Origin of the sequence: Mesorhizobium sp. M0621, from assembly GCF_040320745.1 — a bacterium.
Taxonomy (GTDB): Bacteria; Pseudomonadota; Alphaproteobacteria; order Rhizobiales; family Rhizobiaceae; genus Mesorhizobium.
In genome coordinates, this window is record NZ_JAMYQF010000001.1 from 143,867 (window position 1) to 165,715 (window position 21,849).

At 63.7% G+C, this 21,849-nt stretch carries 24 protein-coding genes and 1 pseudogene; 5 read left to right on the plus strand and 20 right to left on the minus strand.

Going from position 1 to position 21,849, the window contains the following annotated elements; all coding sequences use genetic code 11:
• The first annotated feature begins 140 nt into the window (after nucleotides 1-140).
• Complete coding sequence (locus NKI38_RS00740) at nucleotides 141-299, plus strand: DUF3309 family protein (RefSeq protein ID WP_352653969.1); 159 nt, start codon at nucleotides 141-143, stop codon at nucleotides 297-299.
• 72 nt (nucleotides 300-371) lie between these two features.
• Here NKI38_RS00740 and NKI38_RS00745 read toward each other — a convergent pair whose 3' ends face one another.
• Complete coding sequence (locus NKI38_RS00745) at nucleotides 372-1,331, minus strand: NAD-dependent epimerase/dehydratase family protein (protein ID WP_352653971.1); 960 nt, start codon at nucleotides 1,329-1,331, stop codon at nucleotides 372-374.
• Nucleotides 1,332-1,426: 95 nt separating this feature from the next.
• Here NKI38_RS00745 and NKI38_RS00750 point away from each other — a divergent pair, with 95 nt between their 5' ends.
• Nucleotides 1,427-2,335, plus strand: a complete 909-nt coding sequence (locus tag NKI38_RS00750) for a LysR family transcriptional regulator (protein WP_352653973.1) — start codon at nucleotides 1,427-1,429, stop codon at nucleotides 2,333-2,335.
• On the opposite strand, the gene NKI38_RS00755 is transcribed toward NKI38_RS00750, so the two are convergent.
• From NKI38_RS00755 to NKI38_RS00765, 3 genes and pseudogenes are all read right to left on the minus strand, one after another.
• A complete protein-coding gene (locus NKI38_RS00755; protein WP_352653975.1) occupies nucleotides 2,299-3,474 on the minus strand; it encodes an MFS transporter in 1,176 nt (391 codons plus the stop codon). The genes NKI38_RS00750 and NKI38_RS00755 overlap by 37 nt on opposite strands.
• Before the next feature lie 98 nt (nucleotides 3,475-3,572).
• On the minus strand, nucleotides 3,573-3,881 hold the full coding sequence (locus NKI38_RS00760) for a DUF1244 domain-containing protein (RefSeq protein WP_352653977.1): 309 nt from the start codon (nucleotides 3,879-3,881) through the stop codon (nucleotides 3,573-3,575).
• Nucleotides 3,882-3,895: 14 nt separating this feature from the next.
• Nucleotides 3,896-4,691, minus strand: a pseudogene (locus NKI38_RS00765) (N-formylglutamate amidohydrolase).
• A gap of 287 nt (nucleotides 4,692-4,978) precedes the next feature.
• On the opposite strand from NKI38_RS00765, the gene NKI38_RS00770 reads away from it, so the two are divergent.
• Both NKI38_RS00770 and pyk read left to right on the plus strand, forming a co-directional pair.
• Nucleotides 4,979-5,425 carry a DUF1036 domain-containing protein gene (locus NKI38_RS00770; protein ID WP_352654218.1) on the plus strand — a complete coding sequence of 149 codons (447 nt, stop codon included), beginning with the start codon at nucleotides 4,979-4,981 and terminating at the stop codon, nucleotides 5,423-5,425.
• Nucleotides 5,422-6,858 carry a pyruvate kinase gene (gene pyk / locus NKI38_RS00775; protein WP_352653978.1) on the plus strand — a complete coding sequence of 479 codons (1,437 nt, stop codon included), beginning with the start codon at nucleotides 5,422-5,424 and terminating at the stop codon, nucleotides 6,856-6,858. Before NKI38_RS00770 ends, pyk begins: the two co-directional genes overlap by 4 nt.
• A gap of 27 nt (nucleotides 6,859-6,885) precedes the next feature.
• Here pyk and NKI38_RS00780 read toward each other — a convergent pair whose 3' ends face one another.
• From NKI38_RS00780 to ykgO, 3 genes are all read right to left on the minus strand, one after another.
• Nucleotides 6,886-7,953, minus strand: coding sequence for an alpha/beta fold hydrolase (locus NKI38_RS00780; protein WP_352653980.1), 1,068 nt, complete (start codon nucleotides 7,951-7,953; stop codon nucleotides 6,886-6,888).
• 123 nt (nucleotides 7,954-8,076) lie between these two features.
• Entirely contained in the window at nucleotides 8,077-8,682 is a 606-nt protein-coding gene (locus tag NKI38_RS00785; protein WP_352653982.1) for a tetratricopeptide repeat protein, read from the minus strand.
• Between the two features lie 111 nt (nucleotides 8,683-8,793).
• Entirely contained in the window at nucleotides 8,794-8,919 is a 126-nt protein-coding gene (gene ykgO, locus NKI38_RS00790) for a type B 50S ribosomal protein L36 (protein WP_006203764.1), read from the minus strand.
• Between the two features lie 238 nt (nucleotides 8,920-9,157).
• On the opposite strand from ykgO, the gene NKI38_RS00795 reads away from it, so the two are divergent.
• Nucleotides 9,158-9,580 (plus strand): lysozyme inhibitor LprI family protein, encoded by a 423-nt coding sequence (locus NKI38_RS00795; protein WP_352653984.1) that lies wholly within the window; start codon nucleotides 9,158-9,160, stop codon nucleotides 9,578-9,580.
• A 9-nt stretch (nucleotides 9,581-9,589) separates the two neighbouring features.
• Here the strand turns inward: NKI38_RS00795 and NKI38_RS00800 are convergent, their stop codons facing one another.
• The 13 genes from NKI38_RS00800 to NKI38_RS00860 all read right to left on the minus strand — a co-directional run bounded on the left by NKI38_RS00800 (nucleotide 9,590) and on the right by NKI38_RS00860 (nucleotide 21,744).
• Entirely contained in the window at nucleotides 9,590-10,666 is a 1,077-nt protein-coding gene (locus NKI38_RS00800; protein ID WP_352653985.1) for a 5-(carboxyamino)imidazole ribonucleotide synthase, read from the minus strand.
• Nucleotides 10,663-11,160: a 5-(carboxyamino)imidazole ribonucleotide mutase gene (gene purE / locus NKI38_RS00805; protein WP_352653987.1), complete on the minus strand. Its 498-nt coding sequence runs from the start codon at nucleotides 11,158-11,160 to the stop codon at nucleotides 10,663-10,665. The genes NKI38_RS00800 and purE overlap by 4 nt, the downstream gene beginning before the upstream one ends.
• A 102-nt stretch (nucleotides 11,161-11,262) precedes the next feature.
• The gene (locus NKI38_RS00810; protein WP_352653989.1) at nucleotides 11,263-12,156 is read right to left on the minus strand and encodes a ribokinase; all 894 of its coding nucleotides are present in this window, start codon (nucleotides 12,154-12,156) and stop codon (nucleotides 11,263-11,265) included.
• Nucleotides 12,153-13,028 (minus strand): MurR/RpiR family transcriptional regulator, encoded by an 876-nt coding sequence (locus NKI38_RS00815; protein ID WP_352632815.1) that lies wholly within the window; start codon nucleotides 13,026-13,028, stop codon nucleotides 12,153-12,155. Before NKI38_RS00815 ends, NKI38_RS00810 begins: the two co-directional genes overlap by 4 nt.
• The gene (locus NKI38_RS00820) at nucleotides 13,025-13,993 is read right to left on the minus strand and encodes an ABC transporter permease (RefSeq protein ID WP_352653991.1); all 969 of its coding nucleotides are present in this window, start codon (nucleotides 13,991-13,993) and stop codon (nucleotides 13,025-13,027) included. The genes NKI38_RS00815 and NKI38_RS00820 overlap by 4 nt, the downstream gene beginning before the upstream one ends.
• 9 nt (nucleotides 13,994-14,002) lie before the next feature.
• A complete protein-coding gene (locus tag NKI38_RS00825) occupies nucleotides 14,003-15,514 on the minus strand; it encodes a sugar ABC transporter ATP-binding protein (protein WP_352653993.1) in 1,512 nt (503 codons plus the stop codon).
• A gap of 69 nt (nucleotides 15,515-15,583) precedes the next feature.
• On the minus strand, nucleotides 15,584-16,636 hold the full coding sequence (locus NKI38_RS00830) for a sugar ABC transporter substrate-binding protein (RefSeq protein ID WP_352653995.1): 1,053 nt from the start codon (nucleotides 16,634-16,636) through the stop codon (nucleotides 15,584-15,586).
• Nucleotides 16,637-16,677: 41 nt separating this feature from the next.
• On the minus strand, nucleotides 16,678-17,667 hold the full coding sequence (locus NKI38_RS00835) for a sugar phosphate isomerase/epimerase family protein (protein WP_352653996.1): 990 nt from the start codon (nucleotides 17,665-17,667) through the stop codon (nucleotides 16,678-16,680).
• Between the two features lie 232 nt (nucleotides 17,668-17,899).
• A complete protein-coding gene (locus NKI38_RS00840; RefSeq protein WP_352653998.1) occupies nucleotides 17,900-19,105 on the minus strand; it encodes an aminotransferase class V-fold PLP-dependent enzyme in 1,206 nt (401 codons plus the stop codon).
• Nucleotides 19,106-19,129: 24 nt separating this feature from the next.
• Nucleotides 19,130-19,591, minus strand: a complete 462-nt coding sequence (locus NKI38_RS00845; RefSeq protein WP_352654000.1) for a RidA family protein — start codon at nucleotides 19,589-19,591, stop codon at nucleotides 19,130-19,132.
• A 38-nt stretch (nucleotides 19,592-19,629) separates the two neighbouring features.
• Nucleotides 19,630-20,424, minus strand: coding sequence for an amino acid ABC transporter ATP-binding protein (locus NKI38_RS00850; protein ID WP_352654002.1), 795 nt, complete (start codon nucleotides 20,422-20,424; stop codon nucleotides 19,630-19,632).
• 2 nt (nucleotides 20,425-20,426) lie between these two features.
• Entirely contained in the window at nucleotides 20,427-21,077 is a 651-nt protein-coding gene (locus tag NKI38_RS00855) for an amino acid ABC transporter permease (protein ID WP_352654004.1), read from the minus strand.
• 1 nt (nucleotide 21,078) lies between these two features.
• Complete coding sequence (locus NKI38_RS00860; protein WP_352654006.1) at nucleotides 21,079-21,744, minus strand: amino acid ABC transporter permease; 666 nt, start codon at nucleotides 21,742-21,744, stop codon at nucleotides 21,079-21,081.
• Nucleotides 21,745-21,849: the final 105 nt, after the last annotated feature.

Here is a 21,849-nt window from a genome sequence, read left to right on the forward strand (position 1 = left end):
CCGCTCGGAACAACCGGGCGGCCTTTGCATTGTTCTCCCAAGAGCAATGCGAAGCGTTGTCTCCAGGAGCGACGTGAAGCGTTGTCTCGGGTGCAACGCAAAGCGTTGTCACCGGAGCAATGTTGTGCAGGGAGTTTCCCATGCCGATCACCACCATTATCATCATCGTCCTGATTCTCGTGCTCATTGGCGCCGTGCCGGCCTGGCCGCATTCGCGCTCCTGGGGTTATGGACCGTCCGGCATTCTTGGCGTGGTGCTGGTGGTGCTCCTGGTGCTGGTGTTGATGGGGCGGGTCTGACGAGTTTTCAGTGTGTTGAGAGACTTCTCGGTGCAAGAGATTGGATGGGCAGGCTGTGACCCGCCGGGCCTGTCAGGCGGCTTTCGCGGTGCCATTCACGGTGGCGATGCCGATATCCTCGAGAGCCTCGGTGACCGCCTGGTCGAGCGGTGTATGGGGAATCGCACCGATGATGCCTTCCAGCCTTGCCGAAGCCAGTTGGTGCGGCTCGAAGCGCAGATAGGACATCGAAACGATCTCGCGCCACATTGCCACGAACGGGCTGCCGGCACGCAGCACCCACCAGGCCATCGAGGTCATCTTGAGCGGGCGGCCAACGGCCTTCTCGGCGGCGGCCTTGATCTCCAGTTCGGTGACCGCATGGCCCGGGAAATTCAGCGCCTCATAGAAGCCGAGCTTGTCGAGATTGCGAGCCAACGCAACGAAGCCTACGGCAAAGTCCGGCAGATAGGCCCACTCATGCACCAGATCGGCAGGGCCGGGCGCGGTATAGATGCCCTTGCTTATCTTGGCGGCGACGACCAGATCGAACCAGGAGCCGCTACCGCTGCCGCCGAAAAAATCGCCGGCGCGTAGAATGATGGTGCGGACGCGGCCCGCTTCGGCTTCACGGCGGAACAAATCCTCCATGGCGCAGCGGATGCGGCCCTTCTCTGTCGTCGGGTGGAACGGCGTGTCTTCCGTGATCACCGCCGGCATCGGCGAGCCGTAATTGTAGACGGTGCCGGGGAAGAGGTGCAGCGTGTCATTTGCATGGCAAGCGGCCATGACGTTCTCGGCCATCGGCAGGCACTTGCCCCAGTCGGTGTAAATCGGGTTGAGGCCGTTGAAGACGATATCGACACCTGCCGTAGCGCGGACCAGCGATTGACGGTCCAGCGCATCGCCGGCAACCGCCGTAGCGCCCTTGAGTTCGGCCGGCACCTTGCCGGTACGGGTGACGGTGCGGACGTCGAAGCCGGCGTCGATGAAAGCTTTGGCGACGACGCGGCCGAGCCGGCCATTGGCACCGAGAATTGCGATCTTGGTCATTTCTGGTCTCCGTGTTTGTGTTTGCAGCCTGAACATGATCGCTTCGCAAGTGAATTGAAATTGACAATGATTGGCGCTCTGATATTCATAAATGAATGGCTGAAATCGACTGGAACCTGATCAAGAGCTTCGTCACCGTGGCGGAAACCGGCAGCCTGTCGGCTGCCGCGCGAAAGCTCTCGGCCAGCCAGCCGACACTCGGCCGTCACATCGGCGAACTCGAACAGGCGCTGGGTGTCACGCTGTTCCGGCGTGGGCGGCGCGGCTATGAACTGACCGAAGCCGGCAGCACGCTGTTCGAACGCGGCAAGGCGGTCAGCGAGCAGGCAAGCGCCTTTTCACTGCTGGCGCTGGGATCGGTCGAGGCAATCGAAGGCACGGTGCGCATAGCAGCCAGCGAAGTTGTCGCCGCCTATGTGCTGCCGGAGATGACGGCGCGGCTAGGGATCGAGGAGCCGGGTATCGAGGTCGAGATCGTCGCCTCCAATCAGGTCGAGAACCTGCTGCGCCACGATGCCGACATCGCTATCCGCATGGTCAAGCCGGCGCAGAATGAACTGGTGGCACGCAAGGTCTGCGATATTCCGCTCTGCGCCTGCGCGGCAAAATCCTATCTCGACCGTCGTGGCCGCCCGTTGGAGCCATCCGGCCTTGTCGATCACGATCTGGTCGGCTTCGACCGCAGCGACGAGATCATCAGGGGCTTCACCCAGTATGGCATCCCTGTTACGCGGAGCAGTTTCCGCTTCAGGGCCGACAATCAGATCATCTTTTGGGAGGCGGTGCGAGCGGGAAACGGCATCGGTCTCGGCCAGCAGCCGCTGGTCGACCGTGATCCATCGGTGGAGAAATTGCTGCCTGGGCTGCCACTGCCTATCCTGCCGGTATGGCTGGCCATGCATCGCGACGTGCGCACCAGTGTGCGCATCCGCCGCGTGGCGGATTTCCTGTACGAGGAACTGAAGCGTTATTCGGCCGGCGCGGCAGCGAATTCGGCGCGGTGAGCAAGCCCGGCCATCGACAGCACGACGATCAGCAGCCCCGACATGGCCACGAAGATCGGGCCGAAGCTCGAATGCTCGGCAACGAAGCCAATCGCAGACGGCGCCACCAAGATACCGGAATAGCCCATTGTGGTGACGACGCTCATGCCGGTGCCCGACGACATGCCTTCCTGGTTGCCGCCGGCAGAAAAGATGATCGGCACCATGTTGGCGATGCCGAAGCCACACAAGGCAAAGGCGGCGATCGCTAGCCAGGGCGAGGGCGACAGCCCGGCGATCAGCATGCCGGCGGCCGCGACAACCGCCGAGCCGCGCAACGTCGCCACCGCGCCGAAGCGGTTGCGTACGCCGTCGCCGAAGAACCGCATGATCGCCATGACACCGGAAAAGGCGGCGTAGGCGAGACCGGCGATGGCAAGGTCGGCACCGAGTTCCTGCCTGAGATAAAGCGCCGCCCAGTCAAGCACCGCACCTTCGGAAACCATCGTCAGCAGCGCCATCAGGCCGACGAGGTAGACCAGCGGGTTGGCCGGCAGCGTGAATTTGTGATGCCCGGCCGCCTGCGGCCTGTTCTCGCCGATCAGATAGCCAACCGCCACCGCGATCACCGCGAAGGCGAGCACAGTCACCACCGCCGCGTGGGCGAGATGGCCGTAGGTCTGGATGGCGAAGCCGCCTAGACCGCCGCCGGCGAACCCGCCGAGGCTCCAAAAGCCATGCGACGACGACATGATGGCGCGGGAAAGCCGCCGTTCGACCACCACGGCATTGGCGTTCATGGCGACGTCCATGCCGCCGATCGAGCCGCCGAAGATGAACATAGCGATGGCTGCCAGCGGCACATTGGGCGCCAGCGCCACGACCAGCAGGCCGAGGCTGCCGCAAAGGCCGAACCAGCGCAGCACGGTGCGCGAACCATGTCTGGAGATCAAATGACCGCACCAGGTCATGGCGGCGACGGCGCCGGCGCCGAACAGCAGGATCAACAGCCCGAGCGTGAATTTCGAGATGTCGAGCCGGGTCAGGAACACCGGAATCTGAGGCGCCCAGCTGCCGGTCAGGAAGCCGTTGGCAAGGAAAATGGCCGCGACGGCCCATCGTCCGCGAATGGCAGTCTGCATGGCTGTTGACGCGTTCATAAGGCGAATCCGGTCAGAAAATGGCTTCGCGCCGCAAATTAGATCGATTCAATTTCTAGTCAAGCGCTCTATTTCGAAAGCGTTTGGGCCAAACGGGCTTAGTGGTCCTTGGGACGCCTTGCCTCGAATTCGGCTTTCTTGGCGTCGGAGGCCTCGATTTGGTTGAGTGCCTGCCATTGTGCGTAAGGCATGCCGTAGACGATCTCGCGCGACTGGTCCTTGCTGAGGTCGATGCCCTCGGCATTGGCCGCCTCGCGGTACCAGTTCGACAGGCAGTTGCGGCAGAAGCCGGCAAGGTTCATCAGGTCGATGTTCTGCACGTCGCTGCGTTCGCGCAGATGTTCGACCAGGCGGCGAAAGGCGGCGGCCTCAAAATCGCGTCGCTGCTCGTCGCTGAGTTCGGTCATAGTCACAGCCTCCGTCATTGCGGCCCGGTGCGGGAGCCGAATTGCTTGACCACATGTATATCGGGACGGCGGTCGATCGCGTCAACGATCGGCGCCAGCCGTTCGGCCCATGCCAGAGCGCCCTTCTGGTCTGCTATCAGATCCTGGCGGATCTCGATCAATGCATGGGCAAAACCGTTGACGATGGCGTGCTTGTACATGGTGTCGCCGCGCAGTGCGCCGTCATAGGGCTCGTTATCGCCGACGACGAGGTCTTTGTCCTCGGCCAGCATGTCTATCAGCGGCCGCGACCCGGTCATCGAGGTCCCACAGGATACCGACATGCCAGGGACGCAGGATCCCTTGCATGGCAGGCGTGAAGGAATGCACCGAGAAGATGAAGGGCGCCTGCGCAGAGGCCTGCGCGACCGAGGCAATCATGGCGCCGACGGCATCGTGATAGGGCCGGTAGAAGCCATCGAGCCGCCTTTCGCGCTCTTCGGGAGCGATGGGGTAATTTCCCGGCACGACAGTGCCGTCATAGAGCTGGCGAATAAGCGTCGGATCGTCCTCGCCGCGATTGGGATCGATCAGCAGTCGCGAAAAATTGGCAAGCACCGCCGGTACGCCAAGCAGAGCGGCCAGTTCGCGCGTCACCGCCTCGACGCCGATGTCATAGGCGATGTGGCGGTCGAACTCCGCCGCTGGCAGGCCGAGGCTGCCATAGTCGTCGGGCAGGTCGCGGCGGGCATGGTCGCACAGGAGCACGATGCCTCGCTTGCGGTCACCTTCGACAATGTCGAAAGGCGCGAAAACTGTGGATCGGGTCATTGATGGGAAATGGTCTGTTCGCTGGCTTCCGGGGAGGATGCTATCGTCATTCCACGAAGACGACGCTTGCGCAATGCCGTTGTTTGGCCAAGGTTTCCCGAGAAATCTGGCAGAGGTCGGCGAATTGTGCGCCGGAGCCTTTCTAAATCGATTGGAATTGAACAAAACGGTGCGTTGACATGCGCCCGGACTTTTCCGAAAAGGGGCGCAGAGAGATGCTGATGTGGTTCTTGAGGGGTTTTCGGATGGGTTCCGCCGGCAGGCAGCGCACGCGCTCTGCCTTTGCCATGCCGCTCCTGATCCTTGTCGTCGGCCTGTCGGCGATGGTCATGGCCTCGCCGGCGCGTGCCGATTTCCGTGTCTGCAACGCCACGCAGAACCTGGTCGGCGTCGGTATCGGCTATCGCGCCAGGGCCGGTTGGATCACCGAGGGCTGGTGGCACATCGAGGGATCGAGCTGCAAGACGCTGATCGAAGGGCCGCTGTCATCAAGGTTTTACTATCTTTATGCAGAAGACGCCGAGCGCGGTGGTCGCTGGGACGGCCCGATCAACATGTGCGTGGCTGAAAAAGAGTTCAAGATCGCCGGCGTAACCGATTGCGTCGCCCGGGGCTTTCAGCGCGCCGGATTCCAGGAATATGACACGGGCGAACAGGCAAGCTGGATGGTCCAGCTGACCGATGAGTCCACAACGGGAGGCGCTCCAGCCGCCCCGGGAACAAACAGTCAATGAGACGTAGCCGCAAGGTCAAGATCCTAGCCACCATCGGTCCGGCCTCCTCGTCGGAGGAGATGCTGAAGAAACTGTTCGAAGCTGGCGCCGATGTGTTCCGCATCAATATGAGCCATACCGATCACGAACTGATGCGCACGCTGGTCGGACGCATCCGCACTGTCGAGGAAGCGGTTGGCCGGCCGATCGGCATCCTGGCCGACTTGCAAGGGCCTAAGCTGCGCGTCGGCAAGTTCGCCAATGGCAAGGAAGTGCTGACCGTCGGCCAGACCTTCACGCTCGACGACAATCTCGAGCCCGGCACCTCGACCAGGGTCTATCTGCCGCATCCGGAAATCCTGACCTCGGTCGAAGCCGGTCATCGCCTGCTGATCGATGATGGCAAGCTCGAGCTGAAGGCGGTGAAGAGCAACGGCAAGTCGATCGTCTGCACCGTCGTCGCCGGCACCACGATCTCCGACAAGAAGGGCGTCAGCCTGCCCGACACCGACCTGCCGGTCGGTGCGCTCACCGAGAAGGACCGCAAGGATCTCGATGCCGTGCTGGCCACAGGCGTAGACTGGGTTGCGTTGTCCTTCGTGCAGCGGCCGGAGGATCTGGCCGAGGCGCGCAAGATCGCGCGCGGCCGGGCGCTGATCATGGCCAAGATCGAAAAGCCGCAGGCTGTCACCCGGTTGGCCGAGATCATCGAACTGTCCGACGCGCTGATGGTCGCCCGCGGCGATCTCGGCGTCGAGATGCCGCTCGAGGCGGTGCCCGGCATCCAGAAGCAGATCACGCGCGCGGCGCGCCGCGCCGGCAAGCCGGTGGTGGTTGCGACACAGATGCTGGAATCGATGATCACAGCACCCGTGCCGACCCGCGCCGAGGTATCGGATGTTTCGACCGCAGTCTTCGAAGGCGCCGATGCCATCATGCTGTCGGCGGAATCGGCGGCGGGCGCCTATCCCGTCGAAGCCGTGGCGATGATGAACCGTATCGCCACCAAGGTCGAAACCGATCCGACCTATGCCGGCATCATCAACGCCCAGCGTTCCGAGCCGGAAGCGACCGGTGCCGACGCCATTTCGCTGGCCGCGCGTGAGATCGCCGAAACGCTGAAGCTGTCGGCGATCATCACCTACACGGCGTCCGGCACCACGGGCCTGCGCGCCGCCCGCGAGCGTCCGCAAGTGCCGATCATCGCGCTGTCGCCGATCGTCAACACGGCGCGGCGGCTGTCGCTGCTATGGGGCACGCATTGCGTCGTCTCACCCGACGCAATCGATCTTGACGACATGGTCGACCGCGCCTGCCGCATCGCCTTCGAGGAAGGCTTCGGCAAGCCCGGCGACCGCGTCATCATCACTGCCGGCGTGCCGCTGAGGACGCCAGGCTCGACCAACATGCTGCGCATCGCCTATGTCGGATCGGACGTGCAGACGAGCCGTTAGATCGACCGTCCGAACCGGCAGGCGTGATCAGGTCGGCGCGAGTTCGGCCTGCGGCAGCTTGATATCAGCGCATCTGCCGGCGCCATAAGCATCGCCGGCAATGCGCGCTTCCACTGTCTTGGCCATTGCCTGCAGGTCGATCTTCTTGCCAGCGACCTTCTCGATGGCGCCGACGGCCAGGTCGGGCGCAATCCAGTCCGGTTTGTGGCCGAGATTGTGCACCCAGATGAGTTGGGCGCCCGGTATGTCGCGCTGGAGGCCGATCGAGTGAATCTCCGCATAGACGACCTTGTCGCGATCACCCGAAATGACCACGGTTGGGGCCTTGATCTGATTGTAGTGCGGTGCGGCGCCAAGGGCGTAGCGATAGAGCCCGGCGACATCGGTGGCGTTGGCACGAAAGGCCGATGGCCGCAGGACCAACGGGATAGAGGCCGCGTCGATATAGTTGTCCGGCACCTTGTTGGGCGAGAAGACGCAGGTCGTGGCGTCTTCCATCCGCAGCGTTGCCGTCGGATAGGTCAGCGTCTCTGAAAACAGCCAGCCGATCACCGGAATGGTCGTCAGATCGTAATACCAGGAGGTTGCGCCGCCCGGCCATGGATGGGTTGCCGGCGCCAGAAAGACCAGGCCAAGCGTCCTGTCGGGATGCCCGCGGCCGAAGGCCGATGTCACCACACCACCGAAGGAATGGCCGACGACAACAGCCTTCCTGATGCCAAGACGGTCCATCAACGCGGCGATGGTGTTGGCCTGCGCCGACGGGTCCTCGTTGTTGCCGGGACCACGACCCGACCAGCCGTGGCCTGGCCGGTCGAAGAACAGCATTTCGGCGCGGCCTTCGAGCAATGGCCGCAGCGGCAGCATCTGATCCCTGAGATTGGCGCTGGCGCCGTGGATGAAGACGATCGGCGGCAATTCGGCGTTAGCGGGGCCCGGAATATGGACATAGTGGATGCGGGCGCCATCGATGTCGGCAAACTCGCCAATCGACGGATTGCGGCGTTCGATCAGCCATGAGCCGGCGCGGGTGACGCCGACAAAGCCGAAGACAAGCGCCATCAGAAAGGCAAGGGCGGCGTAGATCAGGTTCATGGGGAGAGATACGGGGGTGGACGGGGATAAGTTGTGCAGTAGCGAATAGGGAATAGGCACTAGGCAGTAGGAATGTGCGTAACGCGATCTGCGCCTACTGCCTAATCCCTACTGCCTATTCCCTTAAATGCCTTCTCCAGCAAGCTCTTCCGAAAGCGTGCCGACCTGGTCCTGGGCGCTGCGCATCATTGGATAGATCGCCAGAACCTTCTGCCAGGCCTCGAGTGCCGATTGCTTGTGGCCGGTCAGCGCCATGATCTGCGCCAGGCCGGAGAGCGCGCCGAAATGGCGCGGCTCGAGCTGCAGCGTATGATCGATGTCGGACATCGACTTGCCGTAGTTTTTCATCATGAAATGCACGGTGGCGCGCCGATTCCAGCCTTCGGCATAGGTCGGCTGCAAGGTCACGACCTGGTCGAGGAAATCGAGCGCAACGTCGAATTTCTGGCCTTCGACGGCCTTCTGCGACCATTGCATCATCAGGTCGATCGAGGCGCTGCCGGACTGGGACCACTCATTCCAGATGTTGCCGGCAATGCGCTCGGCTGCCTTTTCGTTGCGCTCACGCTTCAGGTCACCGAACAGCTGGTCGAGACGGGCCTGTTTCGTCATTGCCACCGGTGGCGCGTTCTGGGTGGCCGGCGGAGCGACAGCATCATCCGCCCGCGCCGGGCCACAAACGGCACCGGAAACAAGCAGAGATGTCAAAAATGCAAAAAGAATCCGCATCGCCGGACTCTAATCCCGGGCGGCGGAACGTCAAACTGAATTTGGCGTGAAGGGGCCGGCAGGCGGGCAACAAGCATCAACAGGCGGAGGCAACAGCCTCCAGCCCTAAACTCAGCCCTGGCGTGCCTTGTAGCGCGGGGCGGTCTTGTTGATGATGTAGATGCGGCCCTTGCGGCGAACCAGCTGGTTGTCGCGGTGACGCGCCTTCAGCGCCTTGAGCGAATTCTTGATCTTCATGGTCTTGCCTGTCGGTGTGGACCCGGTCCGGGTCGAAATTTTAAGGCGCGCCAGAAGACGCGCCTTTGAACTGTGGGTGGCTCATAAACGAGGAGCCTTGTCCGTGTCAACCGCAAGCGTCCATAGCGGATGTGATTCATCCCTATCATCAAATATCCGCCATCTCCATCTGGCGGCATTGCGCGGCCCCGGACCGGCTGGGATGATGCTGCCGCCATGAAATGATTTGGGGATGACTATGCGCCGATTTTTCCTGTCCGCCTGCCTTGTCCTACTGGCGGGAGCCTCGGCTGCCCGAGCGCAGGAGTGCGACCGCAGCGACGACGGTCAGCAGATGATGAACATCTGTGCCGGCGAGGATTATCAAGCGGCCGACGCCAGGCTCAACACGGCCTACCAGGACCTCATCAGCGCGGGTGACGCCGACAGCAAGAGATTGCTGCAGGTGGCGCAACGCGCCTGGATCACGTTTCGCGACGCCGAGTGCGCGCATTCCACCGCAGCCAGTGAGGGCGGCTCGATCCATCCGATGGAGGTTTCGCAATGCCTGACCAGATTGACGAATGATCGCGTCAAGCAGCTTGCCGCCTTGGCCAATTGCGAGGAAGGCGATGTGGATTGCGCCAGTCCCGACGAGGACGAGAGCGACGAGGTGCAATAGACGGCGTTATCAGGCGCGACGGCTGATCCGGGTGAAATGGCCCATCTTGCGGCCGGGCCGCGCCTCGGCCTTGCCATAGAGATGCAGCATCAGATCCGGTTCGGCAAGCAGGGCCGGAACACGCAGCACATCGTCGCCGATCAGGTTCTCCATCACGCAGTCGGAATGGCGGTCCGGACTTCCCAGCGGCAGGCCGGCAACCGCGCGGATATGCTGCTCGAACTGCGAAACGATGCAGGCTGCCTCCGTCCAATGACCGGAATTGTGCACGCGCGGCGCGATCTCGTTGGCCAGCAACGAGCCGTCGGCGAGCACGAAGAACTCGACGCCGATGACGCCGACATAGTTCAGCGCCGACAGGATCTTCGATGCCGCTGCTCGCGCCGCTTCCGCCGTTTTGGGCATAATGGCGGCCGGCAAGGTCGATGTGTGGAGAATGCCGTTGCGGTGGATATTCTCGGCCGGATCGTAGGCGGCGACCGCGCCGTCCAGCCCACGCGCCGCGATCACCGAGATCTCGCGCTCGAATGGCACGAAGGACTCCAGGATCAGCGGCACATTGCCCATCGCCTCGCAGGTGCCGGCGAAACCGCCCGTTTCCATGTTGCGGAAGACGCGCTGGCCCTTGCCGTCATAGCCCATGCGGCGCGTCTTCAGGATGCCGCTGCCGTCGAATGCTTTCAGTGCTGCCGTCAGTTCGTCATCATTGTCGACGGCGTGGAAATCCGCGGTGGCAATGCCGATGGCATTGAGGAATGTCTTCTCGCTCATCCGATCCTGCGCCACATCAAGCGCCCGCGCCGGCGGATAAACCGGAACCTGGATGGCAAGCGCGCTGGCGGCCGCAACCGGCACGTTCTCGAACTCGTAGGTAACGACGGAACTCGACGCTGCCAGTTCGGCAAGGGCTGCTGGGTCGTTATAGGCAGCCGTTATCTGCCGGTTGGCGACCTGCGCCGCCGGGCAATCCGCTTGCGGCTCCAGCACCACCGTGCGGTAGCCGAGGCGGGCGGCGGCAACAGCCAGCATGCGGCCGAGTTGGCCGCCGCCAATGATGCCGATGGTCGATCCAGCAGGCAGGCTCACGGCGTGTCCGTCGGTTCGGTCGCGACCTTGGCGGTCTGCGCGGCGCGCCAGGCATCCAGACGGACGGCGAGCTTGTGATCGTTCAGCGCCAGCACGGCGGCGGCCAGAAGGGCTGCGTTGGTGGCACCGGCCTTGCCGATGGCCAGCGTCCCCACGGGAATGCCAGCGGGCATCTGGACGATGGACAGCAGCGAATCCTGGCCGGAAAGCGCCTTCGATTCCACCGGCACGCCGAATACCGGCAGCGGCGTCATCGCGGCCGTCATGCCGGGCAGGTGCGCGGCACCGCCGGCGCCGGCGATGATCACCTTGTAGCCGGCCGCCTTGGCGCCTTTGGCGAAATCGTAGAGCCGGTCCGGCGTGCGATGCGCGGAGACGATCAGCCGCTTGTGCGGAATGCCGAGTGCTTCCAGCGTTTCGGCCGCATGGCGCATCGTCGCCCAGTCGGACTGGCTGCCCATGATGATGGCGACGTCGGCGCGTTGATCGTCCAAGTCCGTGTTTCCCGGCGACAAAGGCGCGCCTTAGCGGAATTCGCGCCAAGCCGCAAGGATAGGCGGCCGCCGCAGCGGTTTGGCAAGGTGGAAACCAGCCTGTCAGATGCCGTCGCGCTCGGCCTCGGGTGTCGAGACCAGCAAGGCCGAAGCCGCATTGGCGGCGGTGACGGCCGCTTGCATGGTCTCCCCACGGGCAAGCCCCGCGGCCAGCGCACCGACGAATTCATCGCCGGCGCCATGCGTGCTGACGACCTCGACCGGAATGGCCGGCAGCGCGAAGGCCTCGCCGGTCCGCTCGCGGCAGGCGACACCTTCGCCGCCCGCCGTGACAATCGCGACAGGCCAAAGATCGGCCAGCAGCCGCGCGGCTTGCGCGGCACCGTCCAGCGTCTCGACCACCGCCATGCCGGCAAGGAACTCCGCCTCGATGGCGTTGACCACCAATATGTCGACCAGCGCGGTCAACTCGCCGGAGAGTTTGCGCGCCGGCGCCGCGTTGAGCACGATGCGGCCGCCCTGCGCCTTGACCGCGCGTGCGGCGGCAACGTTGGCGGCTTCCGGCACTTCGTTCTGCAACAGGAGCACCGCCGTTTGGGACACTATTTCGGAAGCGGCGGCAATATCGGCATCGCCCAGCGTGAGATTGCTGCCCGAGACGATCACCGCGCCATAATCGCCGCCTTGGTCGAAGATCGCCACGCTCATTCCGGAGCCGGCACCTGCGGCCACCCGTACGAAACGACGATCGACCCTGGCGCGATCGAGATTGGCCAGCAGCGCCTGCCCGAAATCGTCGTCGCCGACCGCGCCGATCATCGCCGCGCGCACCCCGGCCCTTGCCGCCGAGACAGCCTGATTGCCGCCCTTGCCGCCACATTTCGGGTGCCAGGCATGGCCGGTCACCGTCTCGCCCTTGCGTGGGCGGTCGGGCGCGTCGACCATGATGTCGTAGTGCAGGCTGCCGAACACGGTGACCAGCGGCGGTGTCCTCATGAGCCCCGGTCTTTTCGTTTCGATGCCACCGCCGACATGGTGCGGCCGAGGTTGCGCTCCGCCGCCTGGTAGTCGCGCTGCGCCACCGCGACGAACAGCGCGTCGAGGATGTTGAGCTGGGCAATGCGCGCCGCCGCGTTCTCGCCCATCAGCGGCGAGCCCTGCGCGGTCGAGCACAGCACGATGTCGGCGACTGAGGCCAGCGGCGAGTTGTCGTAATTGGTGATGGCCAGCGTCCTTGCGCCGTTCTTGCGGGCCAGCTGGATGGCGTCGATGACGGCAGAGGTGTTACCCGAATGCGAGAAGCCGACGGCGATGTCGTCGCCGCCGAGCAGCGAGGCCGACATCAACATCATGTGCGAATCGTCGTAGACGGATGCGCGAATGCCGATGCGCAGGAACTTGTGCGAGACGTCGCGCGCAATCTGCGCCGAACCGCCGACGCCATAGAAATCCCGGTTCTTCGCACGGTAGAGAAGATCGGCGGCGCGATCGAAATCCTCGATGTCGAGGATCGCCAGCGTCTCCTCTAGGGCCTGGATGGAGGTGCGAAACACCTTCTGCACGATCTCGGCCGAACTGTCGTCGGACGACAGCTCCTGATGCATCTCGGCGGTCGGCAGGCGGCTGTACTCATAGACGGCGGTTCGAAAGTCACGATAGCCGGAAAAGCCGAGCTTCTTGGCGATCTTGACCACCATTGCTTCTGACACGCCGGCTTCCTCGGCGATCTGCTTCAGCGGAATGCTCTCGTCAAAGCCGCGCCGGCCAAAGACGGTTTCCACCACCTTCGCCTCCAGCGGGGTGAGATGCGGCATCATCATGCGGATGCGCGGTCCTACCGCTTTCAGGTCCAGCCCGCTCAAGGTCATCCACGCCCCCTCGTCACGCGATCGATAAGCATCGCGGCGAGGATTATAAGACCAGTTGCCAGAAGCTGATAGAAGGACTGCACGTTCATCAGCGTCAAACCGTTGCGCATGGCGCCGAGGATGACGGCGCCCAGGATCGTGCCGACGACACTGCCCTTGCCGCCCATCAGCGAGGCGCCGCCGATGGCGGCAGCCGCGATAGCATCGAGTTCCCAGAGATTGCCGAGGATGGGCTCGGCGGCACCGAGGCGGCCTATTAGGATTTGTGCGGCAAGGGCCGCCAGCAGCCCGGAGATCATGTAGGCGGCGATCTTGGTGCGGGCGATCGGCACGCCGGCGATATAGGCAGCCTCCTCATTGCCGCCGACGGCGAGCAGATATTCGCCGAAGGGTGTCTTCTTCAAAACCACCCAGGCGACGATCGCCACACCGGCCACGATGACGACAGCCAGCGGCAGCCCGAACAGCGAGCCGTTGAAGACGGCGCGAAAGCCTGCCGGCAGGCCGAGCACCGGATTGCCGCCGGTGTAGATCAGCGCCAGTGCCCGATAGGTGCTGAGTGTACCCAATGTGACGATGAAAGGCTGCAGCCCAACATGGGCGACGAGCACGCCGTTGACGAGGCCGCAGGCAAGGCCAATGGCGAAGCCGGCGGCGATGGCGAGCGGAAACGGCACACCGGCGACCATCATCGAGGCCGAGATGACGGCCGAAAGGGCTGCCGTCGGTCCGACCGACAGGTCGATGCCGCCAGAGATGATGACCAGCGTCATGCCCAGCGCCAGGCAGGCATTGATGCTCGACTGTTGCAGGATGTTGATCAGGTTGCGCTCGGCAAAGAAGCCGGGCACCAGCGCGCCGAAGACGGCGAGGATCACGACAAGGCCGATCAGCGTGCCGGCGTCGCGCATGGAAACCCCGCGCAGGAATTCGGCCCGTGGCCGTACCAGAGTGGTATCCGACATATCCTTCACCTACTGCCTTGCCGGCTGTGCGGCCGGCGTTTGCGTCTGCGGAATGGCGTGCGCCGCGATCGCCTGTTCGCTGATATCGCCCCTGTGGAGTTCGGCCGCGATCGTGCCGTCGCGCATGACCAGCACGCGGTCGGCGAGCCGGATCACCTCGGGGAGTTCGGAGGAGACGACGACCACCGCATGGCCTTCGGCGGCGAGTTCCTCGATCAGGTGATAGATCTCCGCCTTGGCGCCGACATCGATGCCGCGCGTCGGTTCGTCGAACAAAAGGATGCGTGTTCCGGCCGCCAGCCAGCGGCCGATGATCGCTTTCTGCTGGTTGCCACCGCTGAACAGGCGGATCGGCCGGTCGAGCAGGAATGGGCGCAGATTGACGCGGCCCATCTTGTCGACTGCCACCTGTTTCAATCTGGTGTGATCGATGAGGCCGCGCGACGCGAACACACCCATCGAAGCCAGCGCCATGTTGCTGGTGATCGAGCGCAGCGGCACGATGCCTTCGCGCTTGCGCTCCTCCGGGACCAGGCCTATGCCGGCGGCAATCGCGTCGCGCGGACTGGCGAAGCGCGTCGCTTTGCCGTCAATGGCGATCGTCCCGGCCGTGGCGCGATCCGCGCCCGCCAGCAGCCGCAAAAGTTCAGTGCGGCCAGAGCCGACCAGGCCGGCAATGCCCAGCACCTCGCCGCGATGCAGATCGAACGATACGTTCCGCACCCTCGTTGCGGAGGAGAGGTCGCGCATGCTCAGCATCACCTCGTTCGAGGCATGGGAGCTATGGTGTTCTTGTGCCAGTTCGCGGCCGACCATCATCGCCACGACCGCTTTCTCCGACAGCTCTTTCAGATCGACGGAATCGACCACGGCGCCGTCACGCATGATGGTGGCGCGCCGGCAGATGCCGAACACCTCATCCAGCTTGTGCGAGACATAGACGACGGCGACGCCGTCGCGGGCGAGGCCGGTGATGACATGCGCCAGCCGTTCGAATTCGCTCGGCGTCAGGCTCGATGTCGGCTCGTCCATGGCGACGATGCGGGCGCGGTCGAGCAGCGCGCGGGCGATCTCGACGATCTGCCGCTGCGCCACCTTCAGCGTGCCGAGTGGAGCGGCTGGGTCGATGGAAGGGTCTATTGCCGCCAGAGCCTCGGCCGCGCGACGCTCCTGCTCGCGCCGGGCGACAAAGATGCCGCGCGTCAGCGGATGGCCAAGGAACATGTTCTGGGCAACGCTGAGGCGCGGCACCTGCTGCAGTTCCTGATGGATCATGGCGACGCCCGCCGCGCGCGCCGCGACCGGATTGGCGAGCGTCACCGGCTTGCCGTCGATAAGGACGCTTCCGGCCGTCGGCCTGTAGACGCCCGACAGGATGCGCAGCAGCGTCGACTTGCCGGCTCCGTTCTCGCCGAGCAGACCGTGGATTTCACCGGCACTGACCGAGAACGACACGTCGTTGAGCGCCCGGACGGCCGGAAACAGCTTGGAAATGCCCTGGAATTGCAGCCGGGGTGACATTGGGTTCTATCTCCGGGCAAGGGTGCCGACCGGGAGCGAATTGCTCTGGCCGGCACCCGCCGATTGGCCTTACTGGCCCGCAGCGGCATCCTCGAGCAGTGCCTTGCGCGCGCCGGTGCCGGAATAGCGGTCGGCATTGTCCTTGGTGATCAGTGCCTGCGGCGTGGCAACGACGCGCGGCAGCTTTTGTCCGGCCACCAGCCGCAGCGCCGTTTCCAGTGCCACTTCGCCGGTCAGCACCGGGAAGCTATCGACCGTGCCGGTCAGTTCGCCGGCGCGAATCGAGGCATAGGCATCGGAAATGCCGTCGGTGCCGAAAACGGCAACCTTGTCCTGCAGGCCGGCAGCTTTGACCGCCTCGACAATGCCCAGCGCCATACCGTCATTATTGGCATAGAAGCCGATCAGGTCGGGGTGCTGCTGCAGGATGTTGGTGGCCGCGTCATAGGAGGTCTGGCGGTCCCAGTTGCCGGGAACACTGGCGACGACCTCGAACTTGCCCCCTTCGGTGATGGTGGACCTGAAGCCATCGGTGCGCTGGACGGCTGCATAGACGCCGGCCTGGCCTTCGACGATGGCGACCTTGCCGCCATCCGGACGATTCTTGATGAACCATTTGGCGACGCGCACGCCATTGTCGCGCTGGACATTGCCCACATAGTACTCGGCCTGCGGGATGACCGCGTCATTGACGTTGACCACCGGCACATTGGCGGCCTTGGCCTGCTCCATGATCGGCTGCAGATTGGCATCGGTCTGCGGCGAGACCAGCAGCACGTTGTAGCCCTGAGTCACCAGGCCTTCCGCGATAGTGAGCTGGCCGAGCTGGTCGCCTTCGCTCTGCGCCGCCTGGTAGACGACGGGAATGCCGACTTTGTCGCCGAACGCTTTGTAGCCCTCTCCCAGCGAGCGCCAGTATTCATTGGTCAGCGTCTTGGAAACCGCGCCCGCCTTGGTTCCTTCGGGCAGTTTGGGGAACGTGCCGAATTTGGCCTCGACCTGCGACCAGTCGATGCGGTCCTTTTCCGTATCGGAATTGAGCGGCGCGAGATCGGCGGAAAAGGCCGAGCCGATGGATAATGCCATCAGTGCGGCGGTAGCGGCGGCAAGCAGAAGTTTCATTGTATTCCTCCCTTGTTGAAAACGGCGATGGCTCGGATGCCTCAGCTGTCCGGCCCGAGCATGATTTCCTGGATGATGGCCTGCGACGTCACCGCGTCCTGGCTGTCCATGGCGGCGGACAGGCGATTGTCCTGCTCCAGCCGGTCGACGACGCGCAGCATGCGCTTAACGGTGGCGATGTTGACTTCGCATTCGCGCACCGGGTCGAGCCCTGTCATGTCGGGGAATGTGTCGAAATAGATGGCGCCGGCATAGCCGTCCCTGCGGATCTGCCTGAGCAGTTCGATGGTCTGCAGCGTGTGCACCGCGCCGACCATCAGGCCGTCGTCGCGCTTGGCGTAACCGTCGTTGAGATGCACGCCGAGCAGCTTGCTGTGACGCGCCACCAGGGCTGCTGCAAAGGCCGGCTGCTCGTCGGCATAGAGCACATGGGCGAAATCGAGCGTGACGCCGAGATTGGGCAGGCCAACGTCACGGATCGCCAGCAAGGTCGTCGCTGCGTCCGGCATCAGGCTATAGGAGCGCGGCTCGTTGGGCTTGTATTCAAGGCTGATCTGGCAGTCAGGATCATGCGCGGTTACTTCACGAATCCCATCGACTTCGTGTTGCCAGAGCGTCGCATAGTCGGCCTGGAAGGCGTAATCGAAGCCGTCCTGGCCGAGCCACAGGGTCATCAGGCTGGCACCGGCTTCACGCACGGCGTCGATGCCGGCCTTGGTCAGGTCGATGGCCTCGCGGCGTACCGCCGGGTCCGGATTGGTGAAAGCGCCGAGCTTGAAGGCCGGGTTGGAGTAGTAGCGCATGGCGAAGCCATTGATGGAAAGGCCGAGGTCGCCGAGTTTGCGGGCGATTTCAGCAGGCTTTTCGCTGACATGGTCGGGGTAGTTCAGATCGAGGTCGGTCAGCCCGGCAACCTTGGCAGCGCGCGCCGCCATCTGCAGTAGCGAGGGCTTGCCGGAGAGGTCGGGCCATTCGGCCTGTGGTCGCGAGGCAAAGGAATTCAGGCGCGTGGCGAAGCGATTGGCTGTCATGTTCGACCCTTCAATAGTCATAACTTCACACATACTAAAATATTTGTAAAGTTATTCTTTTGAAGGTCGGCGACTGTCTGGCCTCGTCGGCGGCCGGGCTGAGCCGCGCAAAGGCGGAGCCGGCAGTCTCCTGGCCGACGTCCTGGCCATAGAACCCGTCAGGGGAGCGTTCACGTGATGGCGCGCGCCGATCGCGGCCGGCGCATTTTCAGGTGATGGTCTACCTGGCGTTTCAATCCGGCCAGCGCAGGACGCCGGATGAATCCTTGCGGGCAGGTCTCATGGCATTGGCGGGTCGCTCGGCCGCGGTCAGTATGGCGCGCAGACGTTCGGCGACGATCTCGGCCTCGCCGGGATGAAGATTGCAGGGGTCGAGGAAGAAATGGCCGCGCTCCACTTCATGGTTGCGCACGATGATCGGCGGCGAGCCCGTCGCCAATGCCGAGGTGAGACCGGCCGCCGAGAACCGGCTTTCGGGCAATACAAAAATCTGCAGCCGATCCAGAGGGTTGGCGGTCGGGTCGGGGATGATCTTCGCGACGATGCCCGGCAACCCCTGCAACGCGTCTTTCCACAGGTTCAGCGCGGCCTCTTCGCGCCGGCGGATGCCTGCGTGGTCGCGCTTTTCCCAGGCTTCCAGTGCGGCCATGGTGCCGGCGATGCTTTCCTTGCCGACCTTCATGGCGCGCGCGACGCCGCGATTCTGCAGATAGGCGGCTCGAACCAGATCCTTGCGCCCGGTGACGATGCCGCTGGTCGGCCCGCTCAGGAATTTGTGCCCGCTGTAGATGACAATGTCGGCGCCGCGCGCAAGGAAGCCGCGCAGATCATATTCGGAAGCCGCGTCGACGATGACCGGGACACTCCTGGCGTGGCAGATCTCGCAGAATTCCTCCAGGGATAGCATGCCGTACTGCACGGTGTGATGGGCGACGACATAGAGGCCCGCCGCCGTGCGATCGTTGATCGCCTCACGCACATGGTAATCCTGCGTAACGCTGACGGTGCCGGCCGGCACGACCTTTGCGCCGGCCACCCGGACCGACTGGTCGATCGGCGCGCCGTAATTGACGATGTGGCCAAGCTGGACGATGACCTCCGATTTCAGCCCTTCGGTGTCGTCCGGCAGGCGTTCGATGGCGAGCAAATTGGTTCCCGTCATCGCACCGGCGATCGCCATGGTGATGCCGCTGGCGCAACAAGCGGTGATGAAACCGGCCTCGCCGCCGGTGAGACGCGCGACGATCGTGCTTGCGGCACGCTGCAGATCGTCCATCTCAACCCATTGCGAGGCTATTTCGGACATGGCGCGGATTGCTTCCGGGACGATGATCGACGCGCCGAGCGCCGTCATCGTGCCGGAGACGTTGATGATCGGGCGAAGGCCGAGCCGTTCGCGGATCGTGGTGTTGGAGCCGTCGGTGGACGTGGTTTTCATCTCTCGGATTCCATTTCTAACGGGTCAGGCGGCGATCTCGACGACCGCCTCGATTTCGACGGTAATGTTTCCGGGCAAGGAACCTACGCCGATCGCCGAGCGGGCATGGCCGCCGATGGTGTCGAATACATCGGCGAACAGGTCTGAGCAGCCATTGACCACTTTCGGGTGGTCGCTGAAGGTCGGTATCGCGTTGACGAAGCCGAGCAGCTTGACGATGCGCACGATCCGGCCAAGGTCGCCGGTGGCTGCGTGCATGACGGCGAGCAGATTGAGGCCGGTGAGGCGGGCATGGCCATAGGCTTGCTCGACGGTGACATCATCTCCCACCTTGCCGGTGAACAACGTGCCGTCGGTCCGCAGCGGCCCCTGACCGGACAGGAAGATCAGCCGGCCGCTTTCGGCATGGGTGACGAAATTGGCGATGGGGGTCGGCGGCTCCGGCAGCGTCAGGCCCAACGCGGCGAGCCGGATATAAGGCGTCATGAAAGAAGGCTCCTTGCGACAGCGCTCGCTGTCTCGTTCTAGAAATGCGAGGCGCGGAAGCGTGCCAGGAAGGTGCGCAGGCGCTCGTTGTCGGTATCCGCCGCCAGGATTTCGGCGGGCGGGCCCGCCGCGCTGACGCCTCCATCGGCCATGAAGACGATGCGGCTCGATGCGTCGCGGGCAAAGGCCATTTCGTGCGTGACCATCACCATCGTCATGCCGTCCTCGGCCAGGCTTCGCACGACCTCGAGCACCTCGCCGACCAGTTCGGGGTCGAGCGCGGAGGTAATCTCGTCGAGAAGCAGGATCTTCGGCCCCATGGCCACGGCGCGCGCAATGCCGACGCGCTGCTGCTGGCCACCGGACAGTTCGGCGGGCAGACTGTCGGCCTTGTGGGAGAGGCCGACCCGGCCGAGCCAGTGTTCGGCGATGGTGCGGGCCTCCGCACTGCTCTTGCCGCGCACCTTGGTGAGGCCAAGCATGATGTTGCCGGCGGCAGTCAGGTGCGGAAAGAGGTTGAAGCTCTGGAACACCATGCCGGTTTCGGCGCGCATCGCGGCGAGATCGCGTTCGCTGCGGCGCTGGCGGGCTCCGGTTTCGCGAAAACCGACCTCCTTGCCGTCGATGCGGATCGAGCCGCTGTCGTAGCTTTCGAGGAAGTTGACGCAACGCAGCAGCGTGGTCTTGCCGCTGCCGGAGGGGCCGATGACGGTCACCACCTCGCCGCGCGCCACTTGCAGGCTGACCGAACGCAGGACCTGGACGGTTCCAAAGGCTTTGGAAACGTCGCGGACGTCGAGAAGGGCCTGGGTGTCGTTCGAACCTGTGGACATTGCTAATCCCGGATGAAGGAGAAACGCCGCTCGAGCCGCCGGCTGGCGAACGAGAGGGCATAGTTGACCGCGAAGTAGATGAGCGCGCCGAGGATGTAGAGCGGCATGGCTTCATAGGTGCGGCCGATGACCTGGTTGATGGCCTGCATCAGATCGGTGATGCCGAGCAGCGACACCAGGGCGCTGCCCTTGACCGCGTCGGTGACACCATTGATCCAGGGCGGCAGGAAGCGCCTGAACGCCTGCGGGAAGATGACGTAGGCCAGGCGCTGGCGAAAGGTCAGTCCGATCGCCATTGCCGCCTCGGACTGACCCTTCGGAATGGAGCCGACCGCACCCCTGAGATATTCGACGACCTGCGCCGTCTTGAACAGGGTCAGCGCCAGCACGGCAGCCCAGAAGGATGGCAGATGAAGCCCGACGGCCGGCAGGCCGTAATAGACAAAGAAGATGAGCACCAGGATCGGTATCCCGCGGATGGTATCGCTGAAGATGCGCACTGCCCATTGCAACGGCACGGGGCCATAAACGAGACCGACGCCCATGATCACGCCGGCGATCAGAGAAAACACCACGACCAGCAGGGATACCCACAGTGTCAGGGCAAAGCCCTGGGCGAGGAAAGGCAAGGCATAGGCGATCTGGATCAGCATGTCAGCGCGCCGCCCTGAACCGGCGCTCGACAAGCCGAAGCGCAAAAAGCAGTGCGTAGCCGGTCACCAGATACATCGCCGTCACCACGAGATAGACCTCGACGATGCGGAAGGTGTTGAAGTTGATCCACTGGGCGCCGTAAGTCAGTTCCGGCACCGAGATGACCGACGCGACGGACGTATCCTTGAACAGCGATATGAAGGTGTTGGACAATGCCGGTAGCGTGATGCGCAGCATCGTCGGCAGGCGCACGTTGAGCAGCCTTTGCCAGGGCGTCAGGCCGATCGCCTTGCCGGCGTCCAGCTGTCCGCGCGGAACAGCCTCGAGCCCGGAGCGGAACACCTCGACCAGATACGCGCCGCTGTAGAGCGAGAGCGTGACGACAAACGAGGTCGGCGCGCTGTAGGCGATATCGACCACCGTCGGCAGGCCGTAGAAGACGAGATAGACGAGCAGGATCAACGGCACGTTGCGGATGAATTCGACATAGGCGGCGATGAAGGTGCGCACCACGCGCCCGGCCGAAACATACCAGACCGCCAGTATGAGCCCGATGACGATGCCGATGGCGATCGAGATGACGGCGAGTTCGAGACTGAGCAGCAGGCCGCCCCACAGCTTGTCGAAATGCCGCCAGATCAGGTTGAAGTTGAGGGCATAGCCCATGCGTTCGCCTCGGTGCCGCAGGCCTTAGAGCAGTTCACCGTTTCACGGAAACGGCAAACCGCTCTAACTCTGTTTTGACGCAATTCCGGACGGAAAACCGTTTCA

Bases quoted from the DNA above. Each gene is read 5' to 3' on its own strand.
- NKI38_RS00850 (WP_352654002.1), bottom strand. From the start codon at position 20,424: ATGTCCACAGGTTCGAACGACACCCAGGCCCTTCTCGACGTCCGCGAC.
- NKI38_RS00825 (WP_352653993.1), bottom strand. From the start codon at position 15,514: ATGTCACCCCGGCTGCAATTCCAGGGCATTTCCAAGCTGTTTCCGGCC.
- NKI38_RS00770 (WP_352654218.1), top strand. From the start codon at position 4,979: ATGCCGCTCCTGATCCTTGTCGTCGGCCTGTCGGCGATGGTCATGGCC.
- NKI38_RS00835 (WP_352653996.1), bottom strand. From the start codon at position 17,667: ATGACAGCCAATCGCTTCGCCACGCGCCTGAATTCCTTTGCCTCGCGA.
- NKI38_RS00815 (WP_352632815.1), bottom strand. From the start codon at position 13,028: ATGACCTTGAGCGGGCTGGACCTGAAAGCGGTAGGACCGCGCATCCGC.
- ykgO (WP_006203764.1), bottom strand. From the start codon at position 8,919: ATGAAGATCAAGAATTCGCTCAAGGCGCTGAAGGCGCGTCACCGCGAC.
- NKI38_RS00855 (WP_352654004.1), bottom strand. From the start codon at position 21,077: ATGCTGATCCAGATCGCCTATGCCTTGCCTTTCCTCGCCCAGGGCTTT.
- NKI38_RS00740 (WP_352653969.1), top strand. From the start codon at position 141: ATGCCGATCACCACCATTATCATCATCGTCCTGATTCTCGTGCTCATT.
- NKI38_RS00830 (WP_352653995.1), bottom strand. From the start codon at position 16,636: ATGAAACTTCTGCTTGCCGCCGCTACCGCCGCACTGATGGCATTATCC.
- pyk (WP_352653978.1), top strand. From the start codon at position 5,422: ATGAGACGTAGCCGCAAGGTCAAGATCCTAGCCACCATCGGTCCGGCC.
- NKI38_RS00820 (WP_352653991.1), bottom strand. From the start codon at position 13,993: ATGTCGGATACCACTCTGGTACGGCCACGGGCCGAATTCCTGCGCGGG.
- NKI38_RS00810 (WP_352653989.1), bottom strand. From the start codon at position 12,156: ATGAGGACACCGCCGCTGGTCACCGTGTTCGGCAGCCTGCACTACGAC.
- NKI38_RS00840 (WP_352653998.1), bottom strand. From the start codon at position 19,105: ATGAAAACCACGTCCACCGACGGCTCCAACACCACGATCCGCGAACGG.
- NKI38_RS00745 (WP_352653971.1), bottom strand. From the start codon at position 1,331: ATGACCAAGATCGCAATTCTCGGTGCCAATGGCCGGCTCGGCCGCGTC.
- NKI38_RS00795 (WP_352653984.1), top strand. From the start codon at position 9,158: ATGCGCCGATTTTTCCTGTCCGCCTGCCTTGTCCTACTGGCGGGAGCC.
- NKI38_RS00755 (WP_352653975.1), bottom strand. From the start codon at position 3,474: ATGAACGCGTCAACAGCCATGCAGACTGCCATTCGCGGACGATGGGCC.
- NKI38_RS00780 (WP_352653980.1), bottom strand. From the start codon at position 7,953: ATGAACCTGATCTACGCCGCCCTTGCCTTTCTGATGGCGCTTGTCTTC.
- NKI38_RS00760 (WP_352653977.1), bottom strand. From the start codon at position 3,881: ATGACCGAACTCAGCGACGAGCAGCGACGCGATTTTGAGGCCGCCGCC.
- NKI38_RS00860 (WP_352654006.1), bottom strand. From the start codon at position 21,744: ATGGGCTATGCCCTCAACTTCAACCTGATCTGGCGGCATTTCGACAAG.
- NKI38_RS00750 (WP_352653973.1), top strand. From the start codon at position 1,427: ATGGCTGAAATCGACTGGAACCTGATCAAGAGCTTCGTCACCGTGGCG.
- NKI38_RS00845 (WP_352654000.1), bottom strand. From the start codon at position 19,591: ATGACGCCTTATATCCGGCTCGCCGCGTTGGGCCTGACGCTGCCGGAG.
- NKI38_RS00785 (WP_352653982.1), bottom strand. From the start codon at position 8,682: ATGCGGATTCTTTTTGCATTTTTGACATCTCTGCTTGTTTCCGGTGCC.